Source organism: Sphingomonas sp. Leaf25 (genome assembly GCF_001421635.1).
Classification (GTDB): domain Bacteria; phylum Pseudomonadota; class Alphaproteobacteria; order Sphingomonadales; family Sphingomonadaceae; genus Sphingomonas.
Window position 1 is genome coordinate 158127 of the sequence record NZ_LMKU01000002.1, and the last position, 13024, is coordinate 171150.

General features: G+C 68.7%; 10 protein-coding genes. 3 read left to right on the forward strand and 7 right to left on the reverse strand.

All coding sequences use genetic code 11. From position 1 onward, the window contains the following. Positions 1-22 precede the first annotated feature (22 nt). The 7 genes from ASE78_RS01335 to dapA all read right to left on the reverse strand — a co-directional run bounded on the left by ASE78_RS01335 (position 23) and on the right by dapA (position 7781). A complete protein-coding gene (locus tag ASE78_RS01335; protein ID WP_055756975.1) occupies positions 23-799 on the reverse strand; it encodes an NYN domain-containing protein in 777 nt (258 codons plus the stop codon). Positions 800-844: 45 nt separating this feature from the next. Beyond that, positions 845-1279: a hypothetical protein gene (locus ASE78_RS01340; protein WP_156351237.1), complete on the reverse strand. Its 435-nt coding sequence runs from the start codon at positions 1277-1279 to the stop codon at positions 845-847. A gap of 71 nt (positions 1280-1350) precedes the next feature. Next, positions 1351-3009 (reverse strand): YbaL family putative K(+) efflux transporter, encoded by a 1659-nt coding sequence (gene ybaL, locus ASE78_RS01345; RefSeq protein ID WP_056492233.1) that lies wholly within the window; start codon positions 3007-3009, stop codon positions 1351-1353. A gap of 67 nt (positions 3010-3076) precedes the next feature. Beyond that, positions 3077-3631 carry a DUF2062 domain-containing protein gene (locus tag ASE78_RS01350; protein ID WP_414886711.1) on the reverse strand — a complete coding sequence of 185 codons (555 nt, stop codon included), beginning with the start codon at positions 3629-3631 and terminating at the stop codon, positions 3077-3079. Next, the gene (gene smpB, locus ASE78_RS01355) at positions 3624-4106 is read right to left on the reverse strand and encodes an SsrA-binding protein SmpB (RefSeq protein WP_056492236.1); all 483 of its coding nucleotides are present in this window, start codon (positions 4104-4106) and stop codon (positions 3624-3626) included. The genes ASE78_RS01350 and smpB overlap by 8 nt, the downstream gene beginning before the upstream one ends. A 165-nt stretch (positions 4107-4271) precedes the next feature. Further along, positions 4272-6884 (reverse strand): ATP-binding protein, encoded by a 2613-nt coding sequence (locus tag ASE78_RS01360; RefSeq protein ID WP_056492239.1) that lies wholly within the window; start codon positions 6882-6884, stop codon positions 4272-4274. A 12-nt stretch (positions 6885-6896) separates the two neighbouring features. After that, positions 6897-7781: a 4-hydroxy-tetrahydrodipicolinate synthase gene (dapA, locus tag ASE78_RS01365; RefSeq protein WP_056492242.1), complete on the reverse strand. Its 885-nt coding sequence runs from the start codon at positions 7779-7781 to the stop codon at positions 6897-6899. A 79-nt stretch (positions 7782-7860) separates the two neighbouring features. Between dapA and ASE78_RS01370 the strand changes: the two genes are divergently transcribed. The 3 genes from ASE78_RS01370 to ASE78_RS01380 all read left to right on the forward strand — a co-directional run bounded on the left by ASE78_RS01370 (position 7861) and on the right by ASE78_RS01380 (position 12769). After that, positions 7861-9909, forward strand: coding sequence for a lytic transglycosylase domain-containing protein (locus ASE78_RS01370; RefSeq protein ID WP_056492245.1), 2049 nt, complete (start codon positions 7861-7863; stop codon positions 9907-9909). Next, positions 9906-10388, forward strand: a complete 483-nt coding sequence (locus tag ASE78_RS01375; protein WP_056492248.1) for a GreA/GreB family elongation factor — start codon at positions 9906-9908, stop codon at positions 10386-10388. Before ASE78_RS01370 ends, ASE78_RS01375 begins: the two co-directional genes overlap by 4 nt. A gap of 299 nt (positions 10389-10687) precedes the next feature. Further along, positions 10688-12769: a M13 family metallopeptidase gene (locus ASE78_RS01380; RefSeq protein WP_055756959.1), complete on the forward strand. Its 2082-nt coding sequence runs from the start codon at positions 10688-10690 to the stop codon at positions 12767-12769. Positions 12770-13024: the final 255 nt, after the last annotated feature.

Sequence of the window (13024 nt, forward strand, 5' to 3'; positions counted from 1 at the left end):
CGTCCGCCGCAAATGCCCACACTCACACCCGCTTGACGAAAATCCCGGTGTCGCGCCGTTCGACCTCGAACTCGCGGACCTTTTCGATCAGGTCGGACAATCGCTTGAACCCATAGTTGCGCGTATCGAAGCTCGACCGGTTGGCGGCGCGCTGGCCGACTTCGGACAGGCTGGCGAAACCGCGCTTGTCGATCTTCGACGCATCATAGGCATCCGACAGCAATTTGACGAAGGCGACGTCGACCTTCTGGCTGGTACGCGCCGGGGCGGGGGTGGGCTTGGCCGCCGGGGTCGCAGCGGTCGCGCCAACGCCGCCGATCGCGGGGGGCAGCGGCATGTTGGCGACATCCTCGACATCCAGCGACGCGACGTCGATGAAGCGGGTGCAGCTCTCGCGGAATCCCTGCGGCGTGCGTTCGGTGCCGAAGCCGTACACCGGCACGCCTTCCTGCCGGATGCGCTGCGCCAGCGGCATGAAATCGCTGTCCGACGACATGATGCCGAAACCGGTGATCCGCCCGCGCAACAGCAGGTCCATCGCGTCGATGGTCATGCGCATGTCGGTGGCGTTCTTGCCCTTGGTGATGTCGAACTGCTGGAACGGTTCGATCCCGTGGCGCATCAACAGCTTTTCCCAGCTTTTGAGGCCCGGCTTCTGCCAGTTGCCATAGGCGCGCCGAACGTTGACCGTGCCGAATTCGGCCAGCACCGTCAGCACCGAATCGAGATAGGCGGCGCCGGCATTGTCGGCATCGATCAGCAACGCGACGTTGCCGGTGGGGTGGGGAAGCTGGACCATGACGCCCGGCCTACCGCATGGACGGCGGCGGCGCGACCGAAACCGTCAGCGTTTCGCGCAGGACGGGTCGATCGCCGCCGGATCGATGGCCAGTTCGATCCGTACCGCCGTGCCGCCGGGACGGTCGATCGCCATCGCGGCGTCGCCGCCGCACCCGACCAGTAGCACCGGCCGGCTGACCGTCGTCCAGCGTCCCGCCTGTTGCCGCGCTACCTCGACCGCGACCTGTGCCGCCGGCTTGCCGGCGATGGTGGCGCGCTCCGGCCGGACGCTGATGGCATAGCCGCCGGGCCGGTCGAGCCGGATCGTCGTTGCCTGGCCGTAGGGGGTATAGACGATCGGTGTCGCGATCAGCCGGTCGCCTTCGTAGAGCCGGATCGCGATCGGTACGTGCGCGGCATCGCCGGCCTCCGCGCCACTCGCCACCGTCATCGCGATTAGCGCCAGCATCATCCGCACGATCGACCAGAATATCGCCACCGAATCCACCCCCGTTGCTTCGATCGTGCGATGCTACGTCGGCGCGAACCGTGGGGCAACCGGGTGTCGGATCATCCCGTTGCCGCCCGCTGCTCCCCCGCCCGCCTGAGCATCGTGCGCGCCAGCTCTTCCTCGCCCAACACGACCTCGTCGACGCCGTGGCGTTTGAGATAGGCGACCTCGTCCACCGAATGCGCGCGCGACAGGACATAGAGATCGGGGTTCAGCGCCCGTGCCCGCGCGGCGATCGCCCCGGCCTCGAACCCGCCGGGGATCGCGATCAGCAGCTTGGTGGCGCGCGGCACGCCTGCGTCGCGCAGCACCCGGTCGTCGAGTGCATTGCCGACGACCACGCTCCACCCCTCGCTCACCGCCGTGTGCGCGGTATCGCGCTGGTCCTCGACGATCACGAAGGCGCGGCCGGCGTCACGGCATCCCTTGGCGATGATCCGCCCGACCCGGCCGGCACCGATGACGACGACATGGTCCTCGCGGGCTTCCTCGCGCGCTTCCTCGCGTTCGGTTTCCTGTCGGCTGGGGTCCTGCGGCGCGGTGCCGCGTCCGGCGACCATCGCGAACAGCACCGGATTGACCAGGATCGACAGGATCGCCCCGCCCAATATCAGGTCGCGCGCCTCCGCCGGCAGGATGCCGAGCTTGGTGCCCAGTCCGGCGAGGATGAACGAGAATTCGCCGATCTGCGCAAGGCTGGCGGCGACCGTCGCGGCGGTGCGATTCGGATGGCCGAATGCGCGGACGATCACCCATGCCGCCGCCGACTTGCCGATCACGATGATCCCGACCGTGGCGAGCAGCGGCAACGGCTGTTCGATCAGCACCTTGGGGTCGGCCAGCATGCCGACCGACACGAAGAACAGCACCGCGAACGCATCGCGGAGCGGCAGCGTTTCCTGCGCCGCGCGGCGGCTGAGTTCGGTTTCGCCAAGGATCATGCCGGCGAAGAAGGCGCCCAGCGCGAACGACACGTCGAACGCCAGCGCCGATCCGAACGCGACGCCCAGCGCAATGGCCAGCACGGCGAGGCGGAACAGCTCGCGCGACCCGGTATGCACCACCCAGTGCAACGCCCACGGAATCGCCCGCCGCCCGACGATCAGCATCAGCGCGACGAACCCGCCGACCTTCACCAATGTCGTCGCGATCGACCACAGGATCGCCGGCATCGCCACCGCCTTGTCGGGGTCGAGCGCGGCGGCGACGACCGGCAGCAGCACGAGCGCCACGACCATCGCCAGATCCTCGACGATCAGCCAGCCGACCGCGATCCGCCCCCGCTCGGTCTGGACCAGCGAGCGCCCCTCCAGCGCGCGCAGCAACACCACGGTACTCGCCACCGACAGCGCGAGGCCGAAGCAGAGGCCCGCGACCAGCGGCCAGCCGAGCCATGTCGCAAGGCCCAGCCCCATCAGCGTCGCGGCGGCGATCTGCACGATCGCGCCGGGCACCGCGATCCGCCACACCGACATCAGGTCCTTCAGGCTGAAGTGGAGCCCGACGCCGAACATCAGCAGGATGACGCCGATCTCGGCCAGTTCGGTGGCGATCCCCGAATCGGCGACCACGCCGGGCGTGAACGGCCCGATCAGCACCCCGGCCATCAGATAGCCCGCGATCGGCGACACCCGCAGCCGATGCGCCAGCGCCCCCATGAAGAACGCGACGACCAGGGCGAGGACGATAGTACCGATCAGGGGCGTGTAATGCGGCATCGGCGCTCCGTTTTAGGAATATGTACGGAACGAACTGTCAGGACGCGACCGGGTTTCGCCGGACCGGCTATTCCTGCTGGTGCCGCCGCTTCCACTTGGCGGCGATCCACCACCGCCAGCCCAGTGCAGCGATGGCATAGCCCAGCACCGCGCCGATCACCGAACACACCACCATGCCGAGCGCGGTGGCCGGACCCACCTCGGCGATCAGCCAGTCGAGCCAGCCCGGCGGGGCCGCCACCGCATCGCCGATCGGTTGGCCCGGCACCGCCCGGTCGAGGTGCAGCAGCCACGCCCCGACCTTGTAGTACAGGATGAACAGCAGCGGGGTGGTGATCGGATTGGTGAAGAAGGTCGTCAGCGCCGCCGCCGGCACATTGGCGCGCAAGGGCAGCGCCAGCACCGCCGACGCCGGTATCTGCCCCAGCGGAATCAGGATGCCGGTGAACATGCCCAATGCCACGCCGCGCGGCACCGACCGGCGGGTGAAGCGCCACAATTCGGGGGCAAGGACGCGGTGCGCGACCGGGCGCAGGAAGCGGTTCGCCTCCATCGATTCGCGGGTCGGCAGGTTGTCACGGATCCAGCGCAGCGCGCGGACCCCCAATGTCTTGTCAGCCACGGTCGCGCAGCAACCTTCCCGCTTCGCGCTTCCACTCGCGCTCCTTGATATGCTCGCGCTTGTCGTGGTTTTTGCGCCCCTTGGCCAGCGCCAGTTCGACCTTCGCGCGCCCCTTGGAATTGAAATAGACCGACAGCGCGATCAGCGTCATGCCGTCGCGGGCGACCGCGCCGTGCATCTTGTTGATCTCGCGTTCGTGGAGCAGCAGCTTGCGCGGGCGGCGCGGTTCGTGATTGAACCGGTTGCCGTGGCTGAATTCGGGCACGTTGGAATTGATGAGCCACACCTGCCCCTCACGGACATCGGCATAGCTTTCCATGATCGATCCCTCGCCGAAGCGCAGCGACTTCACCTCGGTCCCGGTCAGCGCGATGCCGGCTTCATAGACGGTGTCGATCTCGTAATCGAAGCGCGCGCGGCGGTTTTCGGCGACGATCTTCTTCTTGTCGAACAACTGGGGACGCGGACGGCTCATGCGCGGGACATAGGGGGTCGGGGGGCATAGGGGAAGCGGGCAGGCGTGATAGTCTGATCCGCGCACCCGCGGGGTCCGGTGCGACCGGCAGGGGAGGGGTGCTTCCTCCCCTCCCTGTCAGGAAGGGGAGCCACGAACCGTCCGAACCCCGATCCGCTCCGAACCCTATCCGTCCAGCGCTTCCCGGACCTTACGCGCCAACTCGTCCACCCCGAACGGCTTGGACAGCAAGCGCGTCCCCGGATCGAGCACGCCGTTATGCACCACCGCGTTGCGGGTATAGCCGGTGGTATACAGCACCCGCAGCCCCGGCCGCAGCACGCCCGCGCGGTCGGCGAGTTCGCGGCCGGTCATGCCCGGCATCACCACGTCAGTGAACAGCAGCGACACCGGCTGCCCGCCCTCGATCAGCGCCAGCGCTTCCGGCCCGCTCGCCGCCTGCACCACGCGGTAGCCAAGGTCGCGCAACACCTCGACCGAGAAGCTGCGCACGCGCGCCTCGTCCTCGACCACCAGCACCACTTCGCCGGGGCTCCCGCCACGCACGTCGGGCACCGCGGTGCGCGGACCCGGTGTCGGCGCCTCGCCATAGAAGCGCGGCAGATAGAGGCGGACGGTGGTGCCGACGCCTGCTTCCGAATACAGGCGGACATGGCCGCGCGACTGGCGGACGAAGCCGAACACCTGGCTCAGCCCCAGCCCGGTGCCGCGCCCGACCGGCTTGGTGGTGAAGAACGGATCGAACGCCTTGGCCAGCACCTCGGGCGCCATGCCGCTGCCGGTGTCGCTGACCGCGATCAGCACATATTGCCCCGCCGCCATCTCCGCCTCGCGTGCATAGTCGTCGCCGACATGGGCGTTGGCGGTCTCGATGGTCAGCTTGCCGCCGTCCTCCATCGCGTCGCGCGCGTTGACCGCGAGGTTCACGAGCGCGTTCTCCAACTGCCCCCGGTCGGCCTCGGCGCGCCACAGCCCCGCGCCCAGCACCGTCTCCACCGCGATCCGTTCGCCCAGCGTGCGGACGAGCAGGTCGGTCAGGTCGGCGATCAGGCGGTTGCCCTCGACCGGTTCGGGCGACAGCGGCGACTGGCGCGAAAAGGCGAGCAGGCGCTGCGTCAGCGCCGCCGCGCGGTCGGCCCCCTCGCGCGCGGCCTCGACATAGCGGGTCACGTCGATCCGGCCCTGCGCCAACCGGCGATCGATCATGTCGAGGCTGCCGATGACGATCGCGAGCATGTTGTTGAAATCATGCGCGATGCCACCGGTCAACTGGCCGACCGCCTCCATCTTCTGCAACTGGCGCACCTGTGTTTCGGCGGCGGCGCGGGCGGACGCCGCGTCGTGCAATTCGGTCGCCACCCGTTCGAGCTGCGCGTCCTGCCGCCCGACCCTGGCCTCCAGTTGGCGCAGCGCATCGGCGCGCTGGATCGCGATCCAGCCGGTTTCGGCGATCTCGTTGGCCAGCGCCACCTCGCCAGGTGTCCAGCGCCGCGCGGTGGCGTGGTTGAGGATCAGTATCGCCTCGGCCCGACCGTCGTGGCGCAACGGAATCACGATGCCCGACCGCGCCGAATAGGTCGCGACGATCGCCGGATCGAACGCCGGATCGGTCGTGAAATCGTCCGACACGATCGGCTGGCCGCTGCGCAACAGCGCGGTGCCCGCCCGTCCGAACCGGTCGAGCGAGTGATCGCCGGTGAGCGGCGGCAGCGCGCCGTCGTTCCAGCCCGCGCCATAGCGGACACGGTGGCCGATGATCCGCGCGAAGCCGACGCGGTTGATGCCCAGCCGCTCGCCCAGCGCCTGCGCGGTGAAGCGCATGATCGCCGCCGGATCGGTCGCGGACCGCTGGCGCGCGGACAGCGACAGGACGAAATCGCGCTCGGCCTTCGCCGCCAGCGCCGCCAGCTCTGCCCGCTTGCGATCGTCGATGTCGTAGCTGACGCCGGGGAAGCGGACCGGGCGGCCGGCATCGTCGAACACGCAGCGCCCCTGCGCCGACACCCAGCGGCTATGGCCATCGGCCCCGAGCAGGCGATATTCGGCAAGGAACGTGCCGTCGCCGTCCGGGTCCATCGCCTCGGCGATCGCGCGCTGCGCCGCCTGAAGATCGTCGGGGTGGACGCCTTCAAAGAACCGGTCGATCGACGCGCCCAGCGCCGCCTGCTTGGGATCGACGCCATAGAGCAGCGCGAAGCGCGAATCGGCGCGCACCACATCGTTCTGCACGTCCCAGTCCCATGCGCCGATGTTGCGTCCGGCGGACAAGGCCTGTTGCAGCCGTTCGTCGGCGGCGGCGCGCTCGCGCTCGGCCATCACTCGCCCGGTCGTCTCGCCGGTGATGCACAGCAATCCGGCGACTTGGCCGTGATCGTCGAAGGCGGGCGAGTAGGTGAAACTCCACCAGCTTTCCTCGCTCTCGCCGGTGCGTTGCAGGTCGAGCTGCATGTCGGTCGCGGCGACATGACCGCCGGCCATCGTCCGCTCGACCAGCGGCAGCAACTCGTCCCAGATCGATGCCCACACCACGTCGAACCGCTCGCCCAGCGCCATGTCGACGCGGTGGCCGAGCAGCGGGCGATAGGCGTCGTTATAGAAGCAGCGCAGGTCCGGCCCCCACGCGAGGAACATCGGCGTGGGGCACGACAACATCATCGCCAGCAGCGCGCGCAGCGACACCGGCCAACCCTCGATCGGCCCCATCGGTGTCGCGGACCAGTCACGCGCGACAAGTTCACGCCCGGTCAGCGTCTGGATCGAAAACGGTCCGTTTGGCATACGCCCCGCGTGTTAGCCGATGAGTCCGCCATGCGCGAGGGCCGCGTCGACCGCCGCGCACGATGCCGCCGACGGCGGGGTCATCGGCAGGCGCAGATCGGTCGGGAAACCGGGCCGGACGCGCCCGAGCGCATATTTGACCGGGCCGGGCGACGCATCGCTGAACAGCGCCGAATGCAGCGGATACAGCCGGTCCTGGATCGTCAGCGCGCGGGCATAGTCCCCGGCAAGGCAGGCGTCCTGAAACTCGGCGCACATCGCCGGCGCGACATTGGCCGTGACCGAAATCGCGCCGGCGCCGCCCATCGCCATGAAGGCCAGCGTCATGTCATCGTTGCCCGACAATTGCACGAAATCCGGCCCGCAGCGCGCGCGGTGTTCGGCGACCCGCGCCATCTGGCCCGTGGCGTCCTTGATGCCGACGACCGTGTCGGGGAACGCCTTGACGATCCGCTCGACCGTTTCGACCGCGATGTCGGTGACGGTACGCCCCGGCACGTTGTAGAGCATGATCGGCAGGCCGCCGCGCGATGCCAGCACCTCGAAATGGCGGAACACGCCTTCCTGGTTCGGGCGGTTGTAATAGGGCGGGACCAGCAGCGCGGCGGCCGCGCCCGCCGCCTTGGCCGCATGGATGTGATGCAGCGCGACGGCGGTGTCGTTCGATCCGCAGCCCGCGATCACCGGCACGCGCCCGCCCGCCTGGTCGACGCAGACCCGCACGACATGATCGTGTTCCTCGATGGTCATCGTCGCCGCCTCGCCGGTGGTGCCGCAGGGCACCAGCGCCGACGATCCGCTCTCGATCTGCCAGTCGACGAGCGCGCGGAACGAGGCTTCGTCGAATCGGCCGTTGGCGAACGGCGTGACGAGCGCCGGGATCGAACCGGAAAACATGGGGATAATCGCTCCGTCGAAAGGAAATTGGGCCGAAAAGGTGGCGACAGATAGGGCGGGCTTCCATATCATGTCCAGTATGCTGACCACCGTGTTCAAGAGCGCGTTCCTGCTCGCCGGCGTCGCGAGCGCCGCCGTGGCCACCGGGGTGTTGCAGACGCCCTTCCCGCAATCCGCCCCCGTGCCCGCTACGGTCACGCGCCAGCCGCTGCCGGCGGGCTATGTCCCCTCGGTCCCGGCCCCGACCGTGCAGAGCGCACCGGTGCCCTATGATCCGGTCCAGCCGGTGCTGGCCGACTGGAAGCGGTTGCAGCAGTCGGACAATTACCCGTTCGCCGACTATGCGCGCTTCCTGCTGGCGCATCCCGGTTTCCCCGGCGAGACCAGCCGCCGCGCGGCGGCCGAGACAGTGCTGGCCAACGGCGCGCAGGACCCCGCGACCGTGCTGCGCTTCTTCGATCGCTATCCCCCGCTCACCGCCGCCGGGCAGCTCCGTCGCGCCGAGGCACTTGCCGCGACCGGCCGGATGACCGAGGCGAACGAGGCGGCCCGCGCGGCATGGCGCAGGGGGAGCCTGCGCACCGCCGACGAGACGGCGCTGTTCGCCCGCTTCGCCGCCGCGCTGACCCCGGCCGATCACGACGCGCGGATGGACCGGCTGTTGTGGCAGGGCGCGACCAGCAGCGCGCAGCGCCAGATCGGCTTCGTCTCGGCGGCGATGCGCCCGACCTTCGATGCCCGCCTGGCGTTCAAGGGCGGCGGCGCCGACGCCACGGTGCGCGGCGAGCAGGGCGGCGTCGACCGTGCCGATCCGGGCTATGTCGCCGACCGGGCGATGTGGCTGCGCGCCACCGGCCAGTCGCCCGCCGCCCGCGCGTACCTCGCCCAGCCGCGCCGGCTGTCGCGCAGCCCCGGCGATGCCGAGAAATGGCTGGAGGTGCTGCTGACCAACGCCCGCGCCGCGCAGGCCGACGGGCAATACGCGCTCGCCTACCAGATCGCGTCGCAGATCGACGACGCCTTCCCAGCGGGCACGGTCATCGCCAATGAATCCTATGGCGAGCGTGACGACTATACCAGCCTCGCATGGCTGGCGGGGACGCTCGCGTTCCAGAATCTGAACCGGCCGGGCGACGCGGCGGGCATGTTCGCGCGCTACGCCAGCGGGTCGCGCACCCCGACCGTGCGCACCAAGGGTTATTACTGGGCGGGTCGCGCCGCCGAGCGCGCGGGCGACCGCCCGACCGCCGACCGCTGGTATGCGCAGGCCGCCGACCTGTCCGACCTGTTCTACGGCCAGTTGGCGAGCGAGCGGATCGGCCGCCCGCTGCGCGCGCCGTCCGCCACCGCCAGTCCGGCGATGGTGCCGCCTGCGCTGCGCACCGCCTACATGAACGGCGAGGTCGCCCGCGCGGTCCGCTATCTCGGGCGCACCGGCCAATATGCCGACCAGACCTTGTTCGTCCGTAAGATCGCCGAGGATGCGAGGAGCGATACCGACCATGCACTGGCGGTCGAGCTGTCGCGCGCGATCGAGCGGCCCGACCTCGGCGTCATGGTCGGGCGCAGCGCGCTGCTGAACGGGCACAGCGACTATACGCTGGCGGGCTATCCCTCGGTCGCGGTGCCGGGGTCGCAATCGGGCCAGTTCACGCTGATCCACGCCATCGCGCGGCAGGAAAGCCAGTTCGACCGCACCGCCGTCAGCCGCGCCGGCGCGCGCGGGCTGATGCAGTTGATGCCGGGCACCGCGCGCGAGACGGCGGGCAAGCTCGGCCTGTCGTACAATCCGTCGTCGCTGAACGATCCCGGCTACAACATGGCGCTGGGGTCGAGCTACATCCAGCGGATGCTCGACTATTACGGCGGCAGCTATCCGCTGGCGATCGCCGCCTATAATGCCGGGCCGGGCAATGTGAACAAGTTCATCCGCGCCAACGGCGATCCGCGCACCCCCGGCGTCGACATGATCGAATGGATCGAGAAGATCCCGCTCTCCGAAACGCGCGGCTATGTGCAGCGGGTGCTGGAGAATGCGGTCGTCTATGACCTGATCCATGCCGACAAGGCGCGCTCGCGCGGGCCGAACAACCTTAGCTGGTATCTCGGCAAGAACCGGCCGGGATGAGCGAGCCGCGTCCGAACTACATCACGCCCGCCGGCTATGGCGTGCTCAAGGCCGAATATGACCAGTTGCTGGGTGACGAACGGCCCAAGCTGCTCGACGTCATCGCGTGGGCGGCGGGCAACGGCGACCGCTCGGAAAACGGTGACTATATCTATGGCCGCAAGCGCCTGCGCGAGATCGACCGGCGGCTGGGCTTCCTTGCCAAGCGGATGAAGGCGGCGCGGGTGGTCGATCCCGGCCAGCAGGCCGACCGGACCCGCGCATGGTTCGGCGCGACCGTCACCATCGCCGACGAGGACGACCGCCACCGCACGCTGATCCTCGTTGGCGACGATGAAACCGATGCGGGGGCGGGCCGGATCGGCTGGAACTCGCCGATGGCGCGTGCGCTACGCGGCAGCGCGGTGGGTGACGTGCGTACGGTGCAACTGCCCGGCGGGGTCAAGGAATATGAGGTGATGACGATCGCCTATCCGTGAGCGGACGGCGGATCGTGTTCACGGTCAGGGATGGATCGACATTCAATTTCTCCCCTCCCTGACAAGGGAGGGGCCGGGGGTGGGTTGGCCCGAGAGGAAACGCAAGCGCTCCACAACCGGCCAACCCACCCCCCAACCCCTCCCTTGTCAGGGAGGGGAGGAAACTGGAACAGCCCCGGGACGACTGTAAGAGCATGAATGTCAGTCCACCCCGGTCCAAAATCACGCCAACCATATTGACGATCGATATGCCCCGGGTGCAGCATCGCCGTATCACCTGATACGAAAAGGCATTTCCCATGCGGCGTAGTTTCGTCCTGACCACCCTGCTCGCGGCGTCCGCGCTGTCGGCCTGTGCGACCCAGCGTGCCAATGTCGGCGGCGCCGATGCCAATCTCGACGCCGCGACCCAGGCGGCGGCAACCCCGCCGCCCGCCCCGGCAGCCAAGCCCGAGATCGGCAGCTTCGGCTTCGACACTGCCGGCATGGATACCGCGGTCAAGCCCGGCGACAATTTCTACAAATACGCCAACGGCACCTGGGAAAAGATCACCCCGATCCCCGCCGACAAGTCGAACTACGGCATGTTCACCGCGCTGGACGACCTGTCCAAGACGCGCACCCGCCAGTTGCTCGACGCGGCGAAGGGCGATCCCAATTCGAAGATCGGCACCGCCTACGCGACCTTCCTCGACCAGAGCGCGATCGAGGCGAAGGGCTTGGGCCCCATCCAGCCGTGGCTGACCGAGATCAAGGGCCTCACGTCGAAGGCCGGCTATGCCGCGCTGGTCGCGAAGGCGGCGCAGGCGGGCGTCGGCGCGCCGTTCGGTGCCTATGTCGGCCCCGACGACAAGCAGCCCGACGTCTATGCGCTGTCGGCGGGGCAGGCGGGCCTCGGCCTGCCCGACCGCGACTATTATCTCTCGACCGACGCCAAGCTGGCGCAGACCCGCGCCGCCTATGAGCAGCATCTGGCCAAGATGCTGACGCTGGCCGGCGAGCCGAACGCGGCGGCGCGGGCCAAGGCGGTCGTGGCGCTGGAGACGCAGTTCGCGCAGGCGCACTGGACGCGGATCGAAAGCCGCGACGCGAACAAGACCTATAACAAGATGACCGTCGCCGACTTGTCGCGTCGCGCGCCGGGCTTCGACTTCGCGACCTATTTCCGGGGCCTCGGTGCCGATACCCAGAGCGTGATCGTCGCGCAGCCAAGCGCCTTCACCGGCATGGCCAAGGTGATCGGCGCGGCCCCGCTGGCGGTGCTCAAGGACCAGTTGCTGCTGCGCTCGCTCGACGGTTTCTCGAGCGTCCTGCCGCGCAGCTTCGATGCCGAGAATTTCGCCTTCTTCGGCACCGTCCTGTCGGGCACGCCGCAGCAGGAGGAACGCTGGAAGCGCGCGGTCGACTTCACCTCGGACGCGGTCGCCGACGATGTCAGCAAGGCCTATGTCGCGCAATATTTCCCGCCTGCGACCAAGGCGGCGGCCGACGAACTGGTCCGCAACGTCACGGCGGCGATGGGCCGGCGCATCGACCAGCTCGACTGGATGGCCCCCGAAACCAAGGCGAAGGCACGGGCGAAGCTCGCCGCCTTCACCCCCAAGATCGGCTATCCCGACCGCTGGCGCGACATGAGCGACCTGACGATCACGCCGGGCGATGCGTTCGGCAACATGCTGCGCGCGAACCAGTGGCAGCAGCGCTATAACGTGCAGCATCTGGGCAAGCCGATCCAGAAGTGGGAATGGTTCATGACCCCCATGACCGTGAACGCCTATGCGAACCCGGTGATGAACGAGATCGTGTTCCCCGCCGCGATCCTCCAGCCGCCGTTCTTCGATCCGGCGGCCGATCCGGCGGTCAATTACGGCGCGATCGGCGCAGTGATCGGTCACGAGATCAGCCACCATTTCGACGATCAGGGCCGCAAGTACGACGTCAACGGCAGCCTCACCGACTGGTGGACCGCCGAGGACGTGAAGCGCTTCGACGAACGCACCGCCGCGCTGGTCCGGCAGTACGACGCCTATGAACCGCTGCCCGGCATGAAGGTGAAGGGCGAACTGACGCTGGGCGAAAACATCGCCGATCTCGCCGGGCTGACGGTGGCGTGGGACGCCTATACCCACGCCTATCCGGGCACCCGGCCGGCGATCGAGGGCTATACCCCCGAACAGCGCTTCTACCTCGGCTGGGCGCAGGTCTGGCGGCGCAGCTACCGCGAGGCGAATTTGCGCCAGCGGCTGCTGACCGATCCGCACAGCCCGTCCGAACAGCGCGCATGGGTCGTCCGCAACCTCGACCCGTGGTACGCCGGCTACAAGCCCGGCGCGACCGACAAGCTGTTCCTGACCCCCGAACAGCGCGTCCGCATCTGGTAAGGGCAGGGGGCGCGGCGCGGATGCGTTCCCGCTCCCCCCGTGCCGTCATTCCCGCGCAGGCGGGAATCCATACACGCTACCGTTCCGGCTCCAGCATGTTCGTCAGCGCCTATGGATTCCCGCCTGCGCGGGAATGACGAGTGACGGAGAAATCCCTCCACCTTGTCACCCCGGACTCGTTCCGGGGTCCACCGTACCGCAAACGCTGCCGATCGAACCTCCAATCGCACCGATCGCCGCGCCGTGGACCCCGGA

Coding starts and splice junctions, on each gene's coding strand:
- smpB (WP_056492236.1), bottom strand. CDS start 4,106: ATGAGCCGTCCGCGTCCCCAGTTGTTCGACAAGAAGAAGATCGTCGCC.
- dapA (WP_056492242.1), bottom strand. CDS start 7,781: ATGTTTTCCGGTTCGATCCCGGCGCTCGTCACGCCGTTCGCCAACGGC.
- ASE78_RS01335 (WP_055756975.1), bottom strand. CDS start 799: ATGGTCCAGCTTCCCCACCCCACCGGCAACGTCGCGTTGCTGATCGAT.
- ASE78_RS01375 (WP_056492248.1), top strand. CDS start 9,906: ATGAGCGAGCCGCGTCCGAACTACATCACGCCCGCCGGCTATGGCGTG.
- ASE78_RS01360 (WP_056492239.1), bottom strand. CDS start 6,884: ATGCCAAACGGACCGTTTTCGATCCAGACGCTGACCGGGCGTGAACTT.
- ASE78_RS01370 (WP_056492245.1), top strand. CDS start 7,861: ATGCTGACCACCGTGTTCAAGAGCGCGTTCCTGCTCGCCGGCGTCGCG.
- ASE78_RS01380 (WP_055756959.1), top strand. CDS start 10,688: ATGCGGCGTAGTTTCGTCCTGACCACCCTGCTCGCGGCGTCCGCGCTG.
- ybaL (WP_056492233.1), bottom strand. CDS start 3,009: ATGCCGCATTACACGCCCCTGATCGGTACTATCGTCCTCGCCCTGGTC.